At 61.7% G+C, this 14,675-nt stretch carries 17 protein-coding genes and 1 riboswitch; of the genes, 6 read left to right on the top strand and 11 right to left on the bottom strand.

From position 1 onward, the window contains the following. Nucleotides 1-123: 123 nt before the first annotated feature. Both B0G73_RS28675 and B0G73_RS28670 read right to left on the bottom strand, forming a co-directional pair. Nucleotides 124-579 carry an Rrf2 family transcriptional regulator gene (locus B0G73_RS28675; RefSeq protein ID WP_106284622.1) on the bottom strand — a complete coding sequence of 152 codons (456 nt, stop codon included), beginning with the start codon at nt 577-579 and terminating at the stop codon, nt 124-126. 87 nt (nt 580-666) lie between these two features. Continuing rightward, nucleotides 667-1,140, bottom strand: coding sequence for a hypothetical protein (locus tag B0G73_RS28670; RefSeq protein WP_106284547.1), 474 nt, complete (start codon nt 1,138-1,140; stop codon nt 667-669). Nucleotides 1,141-1,442: 302 nt separating this feature from the next. Between B0G73_RS28670 and B0G73_RS28660 the strand changes: the two genes are divergently transcribed. Beyond that, nucleotides 1,443-2,024, top strand: a complete 582-nt coding sequence (locus tag B0G73_RS28660) for a DJ-1/PfpI family protein (protein WP_106284545.1) — start codon at nt 1,443-1,445, stop codon at nt 2,022-2,024. 142 nt (nt 2,025-2,166) lie between these two features. After that, nucleotides 2,167-2,490 (top strand): hypothetical protein, encoded by a 324-nt coding sequence (locus B0G73_RS28655; protein ID WP_106284544.1) that lies wholly within the window; start codon nt 2,167-2,169, stop codon nt 2,488-2,490. Between the two features lie 3 nt (nt 2,491-2,493). Here B0G73_RS28655 and B0G73_RS28650 read toward each other — a convergent pair whose 3' ends face one another. Continuing rightward, complete coding sequence (locus B0G73_RS28650) at nt 2,494-4,236, bottom strand: ATP-binding protein (RefSeq protein ID WP_106284543.1); 1,743 nt, start codon at nt 4,234-4,236, stop codon at nt 2,494-2,496. A gap of 402 nt (nt 4,237-4,638) precedes the next feature. On the opposite strand from B0G73_RS28650, the gene B0G73_RS28645 reads away from it, so the two are divergent. Both B0G73_RS28645 and crcB read left to right on the top strand, forming a co-directional pair. Then, nucleotides 4,639-5,826: an ammonium transporter gene (locus tag B0G73_RS28645; RefSeq protein ID WP_106284542.1), complete on the top strand. Its 1,188-nt coding sequence runs from the start codon at nt 4,639-4,641 to the stop codon at nt 5,824-5,826. 148 nt (nt 5,827-5,974) lie between these two features. Further along, a riboswitch (Fluoride riboswitch) is annotated at nt 5,975-6,036 on the top strand. 78 nt (nt 6,037-6,114) lie between these two features. After that, nucleotides 6,115-6,495, top strand: a complete 381-nt coding sequence (gene crcB / locus B0G73_RS28640) for a fluoride efflux transporter CrcB (protein WP_106284541.1) — start codon at nt 6,115-6,117, stop codon at nt 6,493-6,495. On the opposite strand, the gene B0G73_RS28635 is transcribed toward crcB, so the two are convergent. The 3 genes from B0G73_RS28635 to B0G73_RS28625 form a co-directional block, all read right to left on the bottom strand. Beyond that, on the bottom strand, nt 6,429-6,656 hold the full coding sequence (locus B0G73_RS28635; protein WP_106284540.1) for a LysR family transcriptional regulator: 228 nt from the start codon (nt 6,654-6,656) through the stop codon (nt 6,429-6,431). The genes crcB and B0G73_RS28635 overlap by 67 nt on opposite strands. A gap of 177 nt (nt 6,657-6,833) precedes the next feature. Then, nucleotides 6,834-7,454: a hypothetical protein gene (locus tag B0G73_RS28630; protein WP_258193658.1), complete on the bottom strand. Its 621-nt coding sequence runs from the start codon at nt 7,452-7,454 to the stop codon at nt 6,834-6,836. 178 nt (nt 7,455-7,632) lie between these two features. Beyond that, nucleotides 7,633-7,914 carry a hypothetical protein gene (locus B0G73_RS28625; protein ID WP_106284538.1) on the bottom strand — a complete coding sequence of 94 codons (282 nt, stop codon included), beginning with the start codon at nt 7,912-7,914 and terminating at the stop codon, nt 7,633-7,635. A gap of 401 nt (nt 7,915-8,315) precedes the next feature. Here B0G73_RS28625 and B0G73_RS28620 point away from each other — a divergent pair, with 401 nt between their 5' ends. Next, a complete protein-coding gene (locus tag B0G73_RS28620; protein WP_106284537.1) occupies nt 8,316-8,534 on the top strand; it encodes a hypothetical protein in 219 nt (72 codons plus the stop codon). A gap of 909 nt (nt 8,535-9,443) precedes the next feature. Continuing rightward, entirely contained in the window at nt 9,444-9,728 is a 285-nt protein-coding gene (locus B0G73_RS28610; protein ID WP_106284535.1) for a hypothetical protein, read from the top strand. 196 nt (nt 9,729-9,924) lie between these two features. Here the strand turns inward: B0G73_RS28610 and B0G73_RS28605 are convergent, their stop codons facing one another. The 5 genes from B0G73_RS28605 to B0G73_RS28585 all read right to left on the bottom strand — a co-directional run bounded on the left by B0G73_RS28605 (nt 9,925) and on the right by B0G73_RS28585 (nt 14,575). Then, complete coding sequence (locus B0G73_RS28605) at nt 9,925-10,251, bottom strand: hypothetical protein (protein WP_308706153.1); 327 nt, start codon at nt 10,249-10,251, stop codon at nt 9,925-9,927. A 646-nt stretch (nt 10,252-10,897) separates the two neighbouring features. After that, nucleotides 10,898-11,674, bottom strand: coding sequence for a benzoate diol dehydrogenase BenD (benD, locus tag B0G73_RS28600; protein ID WP_106284533.1), 777 nt, complete (start codon nt 11,672-11,674; stop codon nt 10,898-10,900). Continuing rightward, nucleotides 11,671-12,693, bottom strand: a complete 1,023-nt coding sequence (gene benC, locus B0G73_RS28595; RefSeq protein ID WP_106284532.1) for a benzoate 1,2-dioxygenase electron transfer component BenC — start codon at nt 12,691-12,693, stop codon at nt 11,671-11,673. The genes benD and benC overlap by 4 nt, the downstream gene beginning before the upstream one ends. A gap of 38 nt (nt 12,694-12,731) precedes the next feature. Continuing rightward, a complete protein-coding gene (benB, locus tag B0G73_RS28590; RefSeq protein ID WP_106284531.1) occupies nt 12,732-13,220 on the bottom strand; it encodes a benzoate 1,2-dioxygenase small subunit in 489 nt (162 codons plus the stop codon). Next, entirely contained in the window at nt 13,217-14,575 is a 1,359-nt protein-coding gene (locus B0G73_RS28585; RefSeq protein WP_106284530.1) for a Rieske 2Fe-2S domain-containing protein, read from the bottom strand. The genes benB and B0G73_RS28585 overlap by 4 nt, the downstream gene beginning before the upstream one ends. Nucleotides 14,576-14,675 lie beyond the last annotated feature (100 nt).

Below are 14,675 nucleotides of genomic sequence, written 5' to 3'. Positions count from 1 at the left end.
CATATATGTAACTGCATCAATTACATATAACGCGGAAAAAAGAGGGGCTTGAGCCCCCGTTCGTTGAGAGGCGCATGTTGCGATTGACCGCCACGCGCCCTTCCGTACTGCTTTTTTGCTACGTCACCCGTGCGAGCGCTTCTTGCGTTCGCGCTGCTTTTCGGCACGCACCACGTCGGCTGTGGCGTCGGCCAGCGTGCGCGCGCCGAGCGAGGCTTCCATGGCTTGCTGCGCTTCGTCGATGATGCCGCGCAGTACGCCCTGGATATTGCGCCCGACCATGCACGCCGGATTCGGCTCCTCGCGATGCAACGCGAACAGTTGCGCGTCGTCTACCGCACGATACACCTCGAGCAGCGTGATCTGCCCCGGCGCCCGGGCCAGCAGCGCGCCGCCGCCCGCGCCGAGCTGCGACGTGGTGAGGCCCGCTTCCGCCAGCATGCTCAGAAGCCGCCGGATCAGCGCGGGGTTCGTATTCACGCTCCCCGCGATCATGTCCGACGACAACGGCGCGCCCTCCTGCAACGACAACAGCGCGAGCACATGCACCGCGAATGCAAACCGGCTACTCGTGTTCACAACAAACCCGCCCGGCGACGACAATGTGTAACCATAGTAATTACATTTAATCCGGCTGTCAAACGATATGGCGATCCAGCCGGCATGTCACTTGTCCATCTGCTTTTGCGCATCGCCCGAATCGCCCAATGACGACGAAGCCGCGGCATTCGTCGACGACGCCGAGCTTTGCGCCGACCATTCCTGGAGCTTGCGCCCCGCCGATTCGAGCCCCTGCCCGGTCAGCGAGGCAGCCTTGCCGAGTTGCGCATTGGTGGCGCTCGCCGCGCTTTGCAGGTTCGCTTGCGCCGTCGAAGCCAACGCGTTGGGGTCGATCTTGATCGTCGGCGCCGAGGCCGAGTCGAGGTTCTGCTGCGCGGCGGACTTGGTCGCGTCGACCTGCTGGCCGACGTAGCTGGCCGCCTGATCGAGCTTCTGGCCGGCGACCTGGGCCGCGTCGTTGAGTTTGCCGGCAACCTGGCCGGCGGACGCGTCGTTCTTCTGACAGGCGGCGAGGCCGCCGAACACGACGGCAACGAACGCGGCACGGCGCAGCAAGGATGAACGGATGGATAAAATCATGATTGTGTGTGAGCCGCGTCGAGCGGCTTCCGCATGCGAAAACGCGCCAATGATACGCCGTTGCGCTGCAAGCGCGCCTTAACGAGCACCTGGAAGGCGGTTCGCTCGAAGCAGCGCCGCGCGCCGGGCCTTACGCCGGCGCGGATTTCCGCGGCCCGGACGCACGCGTCCGGTCGCGTCCACCGCATGATCCGTCGCGGTTCTGTCAAACGTAGTGGAGTAGACTCCCTGAGCTGATGTGCGTCAACGAGTGAGCGTCGCAGCTCATTCGCTGTGTTCCGTTGATCAATTGGAGGCATACGATGGCGGCAAAGAAGATTCTGTTTCTGACCGGCGACTTCGCCGAGGATTACGAAACGATGGTGCCGTTCCAGGCGCTGCAGGCAGTCGGCCATGTAGTCGACGCGGTCTGCCCGAACAAGAAGGCGGGCGACCGGATCAAGACCGCAATTCACGATTTCGAAGGCGATCAGACCTACACTGAAAAGCCCGGCCATCAATTCACACTCAACGCCACCTTCGACGATGCCGACCCGCGCCAATACGACGCGCTCGCGATCGCCGGCGGCCGCGCGCCCGAGTATCTGCGGCTCAATCACAAGGTGATCGAGCTCGTGCGGCAATTCGCCGAAGCGGGCAAGCCGATCGCGGCCGTTTGCCACGCCGCGCAACTGCTGGCCGCCGCCGACGTGATCCGCGGCAAACGCATTTCCGCTTATCCGGCCTGCGCGCCCGAAGTAAAGCTGGCGGGCGGTGAATACGCCGACATTCCCGTCGACGCCGCGATCACCGACGCCAATTTCGTCACCGCACCGGCGTGGCCCGCGCATCCCGAATGGCTGCGCCAATTCCTCGTGCTGCTCGGCACGCGCATCGAACTCTGATCTGTCTGCCTGATCCATCGGCGCGCGCTTTGTCCTTGCGGCAACGCGCGCACGCCAAAACTTCCCGTAATTGAGACTCGTCCGATAGTTCGTAACGCAAGGCTTTTCTATAGTCGCCGGCTGACTTGGGAGAGCTTTTTCAATGGAACTGACCGACTGGATCGTCATTCTCGCCGTCGTATTGATCGCAATTGCCTTTTTCTGCGGACGCACGCCGGCCAACTGGTCGCGCGAAAACCGCGCGCGCCGTCTGGCGGGCACGCGCATGCTGGTTCAGGCCGCGTGTTCGGTATGGGCTGCGCTGTTGCTCGCCGCGCGCGGCCTCTTCGCACTGGACGGGTTGCCGGGTCTGCATCCGGCGCCGCTGGAAGCCCTGACGGGCGTTACGATCCTGATAGCGTGTGGCTGCTACTGGTCGATTCGCGGTAGAAAAATGCTCAAGCCACGCCGTCTCTTTACCGCGTAACGGCTACGGCGTACTGATGCCGGGCCGCGCGTCCGCCGCATGTGCGGCGTCACTTCCACTCCTTCGATCGCGATCTTCCACGCCCGGGCGGGCATCGCGAATAGCTTGAGCACTCGTCACCACCGGTGGCGCCGACGTGCCCACCGCCTGCTGCGCGATCCGCGCCTCGGCCTCAGGCAGCGACAGATAGAACGTCGTGCCCACGCCTTCTTTCGACTCCGCCCACACACGTCCGCCGTGCCGCTCCACCACGCGGCGCACGAGCGCGAGGCCGATGCCCTCGCCCGCCGCCACGTTGCCATGCAAGCGCTGAAACGCGTTGAATAGCCGCGGCAAGGCGACCGCCGGAATCCCCAGGCCGTTGTCCCGCACGTAAAAGATCCGCAACGAGTGCACACCCGGCGGCGCGGGCGTCGTACCGATCTCGATCCGGCCTTCCCGCGAAGGGTCGAGATAATTCACCGCGTTGCCGATCAGGTTCGCGAACACCTGTTCCAGCGCAGTGGGATCGCCCCACACGGCGGGCAGTTCGCCCACGCTGACCGGAGCGCGGCGCGCGCGGATCGAGGCTTGCATCGCATCGATGACGCGCGGCACGATATCGCGCACCTCGACCTTCTGCTGCCGATACTCGACCCGGCCGACGCGCGACAGCCGCAACAACGCGTCGATGATGTGCGAAGCGCGCAGCACCGCCGTCTGCAGATAATGCAACGCTTCGCCGATGTCCTCGTCGACCACCCGCTCGATGCGCTGCCGCGTCTCGGCCGCGAGCGACGACTCGCGCACGGCGGCGCGCAGTTCGTCGCACGAACGAATCAGCTCCTTCGAGAAGCCTTGCAGATTCACCAGCGGCGCACGCAGATCGTGCGACACGCTGTAGATGAACATTTCGTTTTCCTGGGTCTGCTGACGCAAGGTCTCGTTGATCCGTGCCAGTTCGCCAGTGCGGCGCGCAAGATCGGCCCGGAAGCGCGCCTCTATGCGCTCGGCTTCGAGCAGGCGCCGGCTGGTCTCGTGCAAGGTCAGATCGAGGCGCGCAATCTCGTCGCGGCCGGGGCCGATGGGCGCCAGCGGTTCATTGCCCGCGAGGCGCCCGGCGTTGTCGGCGAGGACCGCAAGCCGGCCACGCACGCCGCGCGTGAACAACCAGACGGCCAGCGCGACGAACAGCAGGGAGCCCAACACGGCCGCGACCACCAGGGTCTGCTGCCGCTCGCGGGCGGCGTCGGCGGCATTCGAACGCAATGTGTCGAGACGCCGCTCTTCCGTCTGGAACGCCGCGATTTGCTGACGAAAGCGGTCGAGCACATCGGACGGCGCAAGGTCGCGGAAGCGCGCGAGCACGTCGCGCCGCCGGCCCGAATGCAGCAGGTCCTGGATGCGATCCGACCATTGCCGGTAAGCCTGCACCGACTGGCGCACCTGAACCACGCGCTCGACTTGCGCCGGATTGTCGGCGACCAGTTCGGCCAATTGATCGATACGCCGGTCGACGTCCATCCACACCGACACGGGCGTGGAAAAGCGGGCGTCGTTGGCAAGCACCGCGCCGCGCAGCGCAACCGACTCGCCGAGCACCGGTTCGAGAATCGCGGTGGTCTGGCGCAGCACGTCCTGGCTATGGACAGCCCAGCGCTCCGCCTGTGTCGCATCCGCTTGCGCCTTGACCAGCCCGGACAATAGCGACAACTCGAAGAGGGCCGGAATCGCGATCAGCAACAGGCCTTTAGTGGTCAGTCTCATGCGTGCGCATTGGGGGTCGGTGGCCCGACAGATCATGCTCGGGGACGGGACATTATGTCGGCGTTGTGCAGGAAAACAAAGCGCGCCCGCCATTGGCCAGGTCTGCGCCGCCAGCTTGCACCACAGTCGTACGCAAAACGTCAGTGTTCTGACGTAAACGTAAATCAAATCGAATAATTCGCCCCGATTTGGTTCGTAGTTTTCGTCACGGAGAGCACATGCACATTAATTGTGCGTTTTGTGCGAACTCAGGTGCGGCCGCGCCAGCGTCCGCGTTGCTCGAAATGCGCGCGTAATCCCTTCACCGGTGCCGATTTGCACCTTCCCGACGCGGCTCGCGCACAAATTTGGCCCACTTCTTGCATTCACTGCCCGCTTTTTTGGTATACGCGGGACATATCGATGGAAAGTCTGAAAACCGGCACCGACACGCTCTTTCTTTTGCTCGGTGCCGCGATGGTGCTCGCCATGCACGCGGGGTTCGCGTTTCTCGAACTTGGGACGGTGCGCAAAAAGAATCAGGTCAACGCGTTGGTCAAGATTCTGGTGGACTTTTCGGTCTCGACGATCGCGTATTTCTTTATCGGCTACACCATCGCGTACGGCGTGCAGTTCTTCAGCAGCGCCGAGTCGCTGGCCGCGCACAACGGCTATGCACTGGTGCGCTTCTTCTTCTTGCTGACCTTCGCCGCCGCGATTCCGGCGATCGTGTCCGGCGGCATCGCCGAACGTTCGAAGTTCAACCCGCAACTCTTCGCGACGTTCGTGCTGGTCGGCTTCATCTACCCGTTCTTCGAAGGGATGGCGTGGAACAACCGCTTCGGCGTCCAGGACTGGCTTGCTTACGTGTTCGGTGTGCCGTTCCACGACTTCGCCGGCTCGGTCGTCGTACATGCGTTCGGCGGCTGGGTCGCGTTGCCGGCCGTGTTGCTGCTCGGCGCCCGTCACGGCCGCTATCACCGCGACGGTGGGATCGCCGCGCATCCGCCTTCGAATATTCCGTTCCTCGCACTCGGCGCCTGGGTGCTGGCAGTCGGCTGGTTCGGCTTTAACGTGATGAGCGCGCAGACCATCGACAAGATCAGCGGCCTCGTCGCTGTCAATTCGCTGATGGCGATGGTCGGCGGCACGCTGACCGCGTGGCTCGCGGGCCGCAACGACCCCGGCTTCACGTACAACGGGCCGCTCGCCGGACTGGTGGCGGTCTGCGCGGGCTCCGACGTGATGCATCCGCTCGGCGCGCTGGTGACTGGCGGCATCGCCGGGGTGCTGTTCGTTTATATGTTCACCTGCGTGCAGAACCGCTGGCGCATCGACGACGTACTCGGCGTGTGGCCGTTGCACGGTTTGTGCGGCGCGTGGGGCGGCATCGCGGCAGGCATTTTCGGCCTGCGCGCGCTCGGCGGTCTGGGCGGCGTTTCGTTCGGCGCGCAACTGGTGGGCACGCTGGGCGGAATCGTGGTCGCGACGCTCGGCGGCACGCTCGTGTACGGCGCAATCCGGTTGACGGTGGGGCTGAGGCTCGATCAGGAAGACGAATACAACGGCGCCGATCTGTCGATCCATAAGATTTCGGCGACCTCGGAGTGAAATGCGACCGGGAGCGCCGGTGGCTTTTCAGTTCCGGCGCACGGATCTCGCCGACGCCGAACCAGCGGTATTCCACCGGGCCGTGCTCGGCAGCAACCCGTTTGCGAACGCCCCGACCTGTCCCCGCATGCGCGCGCCGCTGTTAGACTTCCGCGCTGGAGATGGCATTCTCCCTTAACCGCCCTCGTGGCTGATGATGCCTGCTTCGTCCGGATGAACGCGGAGTCGGCGTCGTGCTCCTCGCTCTGCCCGGTTTGTCGACACTCCGGTTTTGCCAGGCCTCCTCTCATGTATTGGTCCATACTCGCTGTCGGCATCGGCGGCGCGCTCGGTTCGTTATTCCGCTGGTTTCTGGGCATTCGCCTGAACGGCGTCTTCAGCGGCTTGCCGCTCGGCACTTTCGCCGCCAACGTCATTGCCGGATATGTGATCGGCGTCGCGGTCGCGGGCTTTGCGCGGGCGCCGCAGATCGCGCCCGAATGGCGGCTCTTCGTCATCACCGGCTTGATGGGTGGCCTGTCGACTTTCTCGACTTTTTCAGCGGAAGTGGTGCAGCGCCTGCAGGACGGCCGGCTCGGCTGGGCGGCGGGCGAGATCGTGATTCACGTGGCCGCGTCGCTTCTGATGACCATGCTCGGTATTGCGACGGTGTCGCTGCTGTCGCGCTGAAGGCGCACCCGTCTCGATTCGCTCATCCGCACGTCTTCGACGCTCGCCAGTCCGGCGGCGGTCAGGACCGCACTACGCTGTATCCGGTTGAACAGTTTGACGCCCGGTTCCTTTTCAATGAGCGTAAGCGCCTGACTCAGCGCGGGTTGCGCGATGTTCAACGGTCAGCGGCGGGCGCACGGCTGAATCCGAAGACCCGGCCGCTATTGGTAGCGTATCGCGAGTGGGCTGGCGACAAATCAACGCTCATAGCGACGCCGGTTCCGGTCCATCAAAATTTGAGGTGAAGCGCTCCTTGCCTACGGTTGACACCGGCTGGAGCTTGCGCCTTGAGCTCTTTAGCGATCCCTCGGTTTTCCACCACTCTTCGCCCGGCGCCTGAAGAGCACACCGAATCCAAGCGCGACAAGCAAGGCCACCATCAGACCGGCGCTCATGCCGGTCGTGCCGCGCCCTTCATCCGGACCGGAAGCAGCGGAAGCGGCAGCAGGCGAAGAGCTCGGCGTTTCAACCGGCTTCGGGAGCGCCACACCGGCGGCACTTCCCTGGCGCACAAGAGAGGCCTCCGACGTCGGGGACGCCTGAGATGCGACCGCAGGAACGGTATCCCCAATCGGACCAACAGGAGCACTTTCAGTGGATGAAGCCATGGCCGGAGCCTGCGCGGCGTTAGAACTCGCTTCGGCCGATCTGGCCAACGCCTTCCACTTGGCGAATACCGTATCAATGCAGTGAACATCGCTGCATGCGTTGCGTGATTGCCGCCACTGAGCGACCTGTTCGCGCGAAAGCTTGCCGCTGCTCAACAGAGCCTGTTGTTGCGCGGAGATATCGTCGTATTCGTTGTTCAGGATGGCGTGGTCGCATATGACGCGTTCAGCCGGTTGTCGCGTGGTTGCACATTGAATATCGCTTGCCCATGCTCCGGTTGGACCCAAAGCCGCCATTGACAGCAGCATTGGCAGAAATCGCTTTAAATGCACCGGCCCTCCTTGAATGTCGTTGCCTTGCTAAAAGTGCGGTCGCGCGCGAGCGAAATTCCCTGTGCCTGCGGCAGGGTCACGAGACCCTTCACAGTGCCGCCGCATGAGGCGGCGCTCAAAGCAGCTTACCGAATCTGGCTCACAGTCGCTGATTTCATGTCACGGCTAAAAGAGACTTCGCCTGTTCGAGGAGAGCTTGCGACGCGGCGAACTCATTGCGCCCTGCCATCGTCAGCGCCGCTTTGCCTGTGCGGACGAACAGATCATCGTCAGATGTTGCTACGGCGCTCACCTCGGGACCGGGACGGTCGTACCGGCGAAAGAATTCGAGCATTTGCGACGCATTCAATCGCGAATCCTTAGGACCCGCCCTGGCTAGAATCTCGGCGGCCGCTGCCAGCTGTCGAGTGGCCTGGAGGAATTCAGTACGGTCCATGAAACTTGCCCCATGAGTCGCCGTGGTCGATTGTTCGAAGAGTTTAGCGCAAGACTTTCCAACTCTGCCGACACCGGTGGCTAGACGACGCGATTGAGCTATGACGTCCGCTTCGAATCCTTTCGCGGCCCGGTTGCGTCGTACGTCTTTATGGTCTTTACACGACCGGCTCTGAACTGACGATTGCCGCCCTATCCAATGCATGCAGTTCGCGTAAGTGTTGGCCTCGACGGCAGCAGACAAACTGAAATGTTCGCCTGAACCCAACATCGGATCACGCCTTCGCTCGGCCAGATCGGCATCAACAAGGCTTGCAGCCCCGACTCGAATGGCTCTGCGGAAACGACCTCTCCGTCGGCACGATCGTTGCAAATATGGCTGCCTGAACGGAGGTTGCCATCATGTGCGTCTTGCAGGGTTTCGTTAATGCCATTCCGCTGCGTGCGTCTTCACTTGTCGCCGCCGCTGCCATCTCTGTCGTGGTGGTCTGCGGCGCCGGCATCGCAGCATTTGTTGGGTTGCTGCCCGAGTCGGATGACGTGGCGGTCGCAGTGACGGCAACGCCGTTAATCGACATGCAAGTCGACGCTTATGTGAAGCGTGTCGCAAGTGCGTATTGAACCGCCCGCCGTAAAACAAGCGCGAACGCCGCAGCCATGCGCTGCTCGTTTACGTGCGAGCTACCACGACGCCGATCCCTGTCAGCTGTCAGGAGCGCAGCACGCCTTTCAAGCGCCCCAGCTCAGCGGGTCTCGTGTATGACCGGTACAGCTCGCCAACCGTGCCGAATGCCAGGGCCGGTTTGAGAGTGGCACCGGGAAGTGCGTGAGTAATCCAATCAAAGGCATTCATTTCACGTTGAGCGGCATGCACCGCCGCGGTAAGCACAGTGAGGGCTCGTTCTGCGGAGTGCCCACCCAGGTCGACGAAGCAGCTCTCAAATGGATGCTTCGTTATGCTCTCGACGTGTAACGCTGACTTTCGAACGTCCAAATCAACCTCCTTCGTGGATTGCCCATCCTGTATAGCAACTGAATATGACAATACATCGCGTCGTCCCGCCAACGATTCGACTCGGCTCGCGCGAGCATGACGGTCGCGCAGCGGCGCGGTAACCGTCCGGGAGAATTGGCACGCAGCAACGCGGTGTGAACAGGCGCACACCATTTTCGAATCCAGTCGCGAGTATTCCTCGTATATGCAGTCAGATCCGCGCGATGACGCGTGGCGCCTCTGGAGAAATACACCATGAAATACGGGACTATGTTCGTCGCTGTCGCGCCGTCTGCCGATGCTGAAGTAACAGGACAGGCAATCGACCTCAGGCGCTCGAATTCGAGGTAGCTCTGTCATTTTCAGTGCCTAGCCACGACTCATCTGCATGCCTCGCATCGGGACGCAGCCAATGTCCGCCCTGATTGCGCTGGAGTAGCTGCTTGCGAATCGCCGCTGCGCAACCGGTCAGCTTTTAGCGGCATACGAGACTTCGGCGCGGCTGATGCACGCGTCTGCATCAAAGGAGAAACACCATGGAAAAGTCGGCGACGAAACTTCTGTTCGCGCGTGTCGCTGTCGTGTCGCTTTGCGCGTGCGCCGCGACGCTTGCGCAGGCTGGCGGGAATGGCAATGGTGGGTCTGGCGGCGGCGGTGCTCACGGTGCCGCGACCGCAGGCATGACGTACCACAGCGAGCCCGTCTCGAGCCCCTGGAACCGGGTTCCTGGCGACCTGAGCAAGAGCGCGGACACAGCGCATCAGGACATGCCGGGCATGACTCCCAACTACAACACTGTGCCGGATAAACCGGTGCAATGAATGCCTGAAAGTTTGCCGGCGCGAGACAGTTCATCGTCTGCGCGCTCGGCAACATGTTCGCAATGACGCGCTACCTCAGGTGGGAATGCCTGCCCGCGGCCGGCTTTGCATATCGACATTCGCATCGCTGCCGGCTCAAAAAAACGTCCCTCGGGCCAGCCGGAAGACGTAATAGCCGATGGCGCTTATCGCCTCTTCATTTCGCCAATTGCACTGGCAAGCGCATGAAGTTTTCGATCAGGCGCAGCAAGTCCGTCTCGTCCGGCCGCGTACCCCATCGGCTATATCCCGCAACCGACGCAATGGCGAACCAGGAATGCGGCGGAAACCATTCTGCTCGCACTGTCGCGCCGCCGATGATTCGCAGTCGTCCCGTATCGCTGAGGAACTCAGCGTGAATCTCCTCATCGCCGACGGTTTTGCTGGCGACGACTGGCGTGGACCGAAGCATGATGCCCTCCTGCGATTTCTGGCTGCTGAAAGCGGATGCTGTTGAACTGGCTCTCCCGAAGAAAACGAACATAGCCGGGACGTTTGCATCCGCTCCCCCGAGTCAGCGACGAAGACCGAGGTTTTCCTGATGACGCTGGGCATTTGATACGCAAGTTGCATGCCGGATAGAGCAAACGCCCGATAGTCGAGCTTTTGCCCGGCGCGCATTTACGGGCCGCCTGGTTGGAGGGCGATGGGGTTTGTCGGATGCACGGAAGTGAACTGCTAGGCACCTGTTCTGTGCTGAGCAGCGCGCTGCGGAAAGGCAACGCGATGTCCTCGCGCATCCCGCGGCCCACTCCCACAAGGTTCGAAAAGGGACCGCGCGAGGCGCGTACTCTTACGACGTAGCGAAATCGCCGTGGCACTGGAATAGCTGTGCCTCGACTCGGCCGCCGACGATAGCGCCCGAAGTCATCGATGCCTATTCTGAAATGGTGAACAGTCCGGTCGCCCGATATTACCCGGACGTGACGCGTTACACGACCAGCAGCTTCCTTCGCGTGAAACTGAGGGGCGCGATGCGACGGCGCGGTGTCGCTACGTATATTTACGAGAGCCCCGAAAGGCTTCGTCTCACGAGGCACGTTAGCCGATGCACCCGCGAACAACGCGAGCTGCGCTTTGCCGCCTGCCCTGCTGATTGCGCGAGCCCGTTGACCGGTAAGCGTGACGAATCAACCCGTGTCGCCGCCGGCAACTGGCAACACCGTGCCGGTGATATAACCCGCCTCGTCCGAGGCGAGGAACAGGATCGGCGCGGCCTGTTCGTCGATGCTGCCGTAGCGCTTCAAGAAGGTCGATTCAGTGACCTGCTTCACCGCTTCGCCCATCCAGATTTTTTCCTGCTCGCTGTCGCCGACAGCATTGCGCGGGACACGTCGCGGCGGCGCATCGGTCCCACCCGGCGCAGTGGCGACTACGCGAATGTTGTGCTCCGCGTATTCCATCGCCAGCGACTGCGTGATCGCATTGACACCGCCCTTGGCTGCCGAATACGGAACGCGGCGGATCCCGCGAGTCGCATTCGAGGACACGTTCACGATCGTCCCGCCTCCGCGCTTGAGCAGGTAAGGCAAGACTGCATGGCATGCGTACAGCGTCGGCATAAGCGAGCGGCGGATTTCCGCATCGATTTGCGCAGGCTCGAACTCGGCGAAGGGACGCATGCGAATCGCGCCCCCCACGCCGTTAATCAGAATGTCGATGCCGCCGAACGTGCGCGCGGCGAAGGCCATCGCCGACGCGGCGCCTTCGTACGCCTCGAGATCGGCGACAAACCCGGCTGTTTCTGCGCCACGCGCTTCGGCGGCGACTTCCGCCACGAACTCCGCGCGATCCACGAACAGCACCTTGCCGCCTTCGGCGGCTGCGCGGAGCGCCACCGCGCGACCGATGCCCTGCGCGGCGCCGGTGACCACCATGACCTTGCCGACGAATCGTTGCGTGTTCATGCGGTCCTCGGAGCGGCGTTAGGCGTGAACTTCTCGTAGTGGAAGCTGTTGGGCTTCACACCGTTGTCGTCGAAATGCTTACGCACTGCGTCGACCATCGGCGGGGGTCCGCACAGATACACATCCACGTCGCCATCATTGACGGCCTCCGCCGGCATATGCTGCGTCACCCAACCTTTGCGAGGATGGGTCGACTCCGTGTCAGCGACGACCGTGCTGTAAGTGAAGTTCGGCAACTTCGCCAGGTAGGTTTCGATTGCATCCACCTGCACGAGGTCGAGGTCTCGCGTTACGCCGTAAATCAGATGGACTTTCTGCTGCGAATTCGTGCGAGCCAGCACTTCAAGCATCGACAGGAACGGTGCCAGCCCCGTGCCGCCGGCGAGGAACAACAAGGGTCTCTCGACAGCGCGCAGATAGAAGCTGCCTAGCGGTCCCGTCAGTTCCACCTTGTTGCCTGCCTGCGCGGATTCGAGCCACGTGCTCATCACACCGCCGGAAATTTTCTTGATCAGAAAACTGATTTTCGACTCGCCCGGCGCCGACGAAAAAGAATACGAACGGTGCTGACCGCTGCCAGGCACGTCGATGTTGACATACTGGCCCGGCAGAAATACCGGCGCGGTGGCATCCACATCCAGTTCAAGCATGATGGCCGCATCGTTGTGCGCTTCGACCTTGGATACGGTCGCGGCGAACTTGCTCTGCTCGGTCTTGCATGCAGTGGATGATGCCGGCACTGCAATGACGCAATCGCTTTGCGGCACCATCTGGCAGGTGAGCACGAGACCACCTTCCTTTTCATCGTCGCTCAGCGCGTCTTCAATGTAATCGTCGCCTAGGTCGTAGCTTCCACTCTCCGCCCGGCACTTGCAGGTGCCGCACACGCCGTCGGAGCAATCCATCGGCAGATTGATTTTTGCGCGAAAGGCGGCGTCGAGCACCTTCTCGCCCGCCTTGCATGTCACGAAGCGGGTCACGCCGTCTTCAAAATTCAGTGCAATGTTGTAGCTGGACATCTTGCCTCCTGTACTTCTCATTTCCGCGGTGTTTGCGCTCAAACGTGATAGACGTCGAGTACCTGGCGGATGTAGTCGTCCTTCAATACGATGCGCTTGTAGCAGATCAACAGTTCATTGTTGACCTTGCGCAGAGTGACGAACATCGTGCCGAAAAACTGGTCGGTGGTTTTATAACGGTGGCTGAGCGTGTTGAAGTTGTAGCGCACGTCCACTTCGTTCTCGCGCTCGGCCAGCACTTCCACATTGGTCACGTTGTGACTGGTTCGCGGCTCCGGCATCGAGGCACTGCTGCGCTCGGTCTTGATGCGGAACACACGGTCTTCCAGGCCGCCACGGTCCGGGTAATACATCAGCGAAATCTGACTCTCGTGGTCGTCGGTGAGTTGATCATCGTCATCCCACGCGGGCATCCAGTACGTGACGTCCTCGGTATAACAGGCAAGCCAGTCGTCCCATTGACGGTCGTCGAGCAGGCGCGCTTCGCGGAACAGCGCGGCGCAAATTTTCTGGTGATCGAAGCTCATGCCAAAGCCTCCCCTCGTTCCTTCCTGAGTGCGTCGCGCATCACATGGACCCAGTACTCGTGCTGACACACAAACAGGCCTTCGTCTTCGCTTCGCTCACCCGAAATGCGTGGTTTCAGACCCATATTTTTTGCGTTCGTGTCGGCCCCTTCGACCCACAGCGGCGCGCCGCGCGACAGGTCGTTCCACATTGCCGTGGTGCCGGCATAACCCGCCTGGCAGGCACGGAATTCTTCGAGGTCATCCGCGGTGCCCATGCCCGAGACGTTGAAGAAGTCTTCGTACTGGCGGATGCGCGTAGCCCGGTCGGATGCGCTCTCGCCCTTCGGTGCGAAACAGAAGATGCTGACTTCGGTCTTGTCCACGCTGATCGGACGTACGACGCGAATCTGCGTGCTGAACTGGTCCATTAGGAACACGTTCGGATACAGACAAAGATTGCGCGTCTGGTTGACGATGAAGTCCGCCTTCACCTCGCCCACGCGTGCCTTAATTTCGTCGCGGTATTGATAGACGGGTCGCACTTCCGGGTTCATCGTCCTGGTCCACAGCAGGATGTGGCCGTGCTCGAACCCGTACACGCCGGCTACCGACTTGCTCCAACTATTTGCATCCACGGCCTTGGTGCCCTCGACCTTGCGCCGGTCCATTGTGGCGGCGTAATTCCAGTGCACGGTGCTGACGTGGTAGCCGTCGCAGCCGTTCTCCATCTGCATCTTCCAGTTGCCGTCATAGATATACGAGGAATTGCCGCGCAACACTTCCAGCCCGTCCGGAGCCTGGTCGACGATCTGGTCGATGATGACCCGGGTCTCGCCGAGGTAGTCCTCGAGCGGAATCGCGTCCGCGTTGAGCGTGCCGAACAGGAAGCCGCGATAGCTCTGGAAACGTGCGACTTTTTTCAGATCATGCGAACCGTTGGTATTGAACTGCACCGGATATTCGGTGGTCTTCACGTCTTTCACTTTCAGCAGCTTGCCGGTGTTGGCGAAGCTCCAGCCGTGGAAAGGACACGTGAAAGTGCCTTTATTGCCGTGCTTTTTACGGCACAGCATCGCGCCTTTGTGCGCGCAGGCATTGATGACCGCGTGCAATTCGCCGCTTTTGTCGCGGGTTACCACGATAGGCTGACGGCCAATCCAGGCGGTGTAGTAGTCGTTGTTATTGGGAATCTGGCTTTCATGCGCGAGATAGACCCAGTTGCTCTCGAAAATGTGCTTCATTTCGAGCTCGAACAATTCTGCGTTCGTGAAGATGTCGCGGCGGCAACGGAATACGCCGTTTTGTTTGTCGTCCTGAACCGCGGTGTGCAGCAGTTCATCGAGTTGCGAGGCTTTGTCGAAAGTTGCGGACATGAGTGCTCTCCTACGCGTGCTCCAGCTCATGGAGCACGCGCATCAGTGTCGAAAGATTCTTGCGAAGGATTGAGCGGCAGCAGTGGTACGACGCAGCGGC

This window comes from Paraburkholderia sp. BL25I1N1, from assembly GCF_003002025.1.
Lineage (GTDB): Bacteria > Pseudomonadota > Gammaproteobacteria > Burkholderiales > Burkholderiaceae > Paraburkholderia.
The sequence above is the reverse complement of the archived record's forward strand: the minus strand, read 5'-3'. Positions and strand labels throughout refer to the sequence as shown.

Excerpts from the sequence above, each read along its gene's own strand:
- crcB (WP_106284541.1), top strand. The coding sequence starts at position 6,115 with ATGTATTGGTCCATACTCGCTGTCGGCATCGGCGGCGCGCTCGGTTCG.
- B0G73_RS28585 (WP_106284530.1), bottom strand. The coding sequence starts at position 14,575 with ATGTCCGCAACTTTCGACAAAGCCTCGCAACTCGATGAACTGCTGCAC.
- benB (WP_106284531.1), bottom strand. The coding sequence starts at position 13,220 with ATGAGCTTCGATCACCAGAAAATTTGCGCCGCGCTGTTCCGCGAAGCG.
- B0G73_RS28620 (WP_106284537.1), top strand. The coding sequence starts at position 8,316 with ATGTGCGTCTTGCAGGGTTTCGTTAATGCCATTCCGCTGCGTGCGTCT.
- B0G73_RS28605 (WP_308706153.1), bottom strand. The coding sequence starts at position 10,251 with ATGTTCGTTTTCTTCGGGAGAGCCAGTTCAACAGCATCCGCTTTCAGC.
- benC (WP_106284532.1), bottom strand. The coding sequence starts at position 12,693 with ATGTCCAGCTACAACATTGCACTGAATTTTGAAGACGGCGTGACCCGC.
- B0G73_RS28670 (WP_106284547.1), bottom strand. The coding sequence starts at position 1,140 with ATGATTTTATCCATCCGTTCATCCTTGCTGCGCCGTGCCGCGTTCGTT.
- B0G73_RS28655 (WP_106284544.1), top strand. The coding sequence starts at position 2,167 with ATGGAACTGACCGACTGGATCGTCATTCTCGCCGTCGTATTGATCGCA.
- B0G73_RS28610 (WP_106284535.1), top strand. The coding sequence starts at position 9,444 with ATGGAAAAGTCGGCGACGAAACTTCTGTTCGCGCGTGTCGCTGTCGTG.
- B0G73_RS28630 (WP_258193658.1), bottom strand. The coding sequence starts at position 7,454 with ATGCTGCTGTCAATGGCGGCTTTGGGTCCAACCGGAGCATGGGCAAGC.
- B0G73_RS28650 (WP_106284543.1), bottom strand. The coding sequence starts at position 4,236 with ATGAGACTGACCACTAAAGGCCTGTTGCTGATCGCGATTCCGGCCCTC.
- B0G73_RS28660 (WP_106284545.1), top strand. The coding sequence starts at position 1,443 with ATGGCGGCAAAGAAGATTCTGTTTCTGACCGGCGACTTCGCCGAGGAT.
- benD (WP_106284533.1), bottom strand. The coding sequence starts at position 11,674 with ATGAACACGCAACGATTCGTCGGCAAGGTCATGGTGGTCACCGGCGCC.
- B0G73_RS28645 (WP_106284542.1), top strand. The coding sequence starts at position 4,639 with ATGGAAAGTCTGAAAACCGGCACCGACACGCTCTTTCTTTTGCTCGGT.
- B0G73_RS28625 (WP_106284538.1), bottom strand. The coding sequence starts at position 7,914 with ATGGACCGTACTGAATTCCTCCAGGCCACTCGACAGCTGGCAGCGGCC.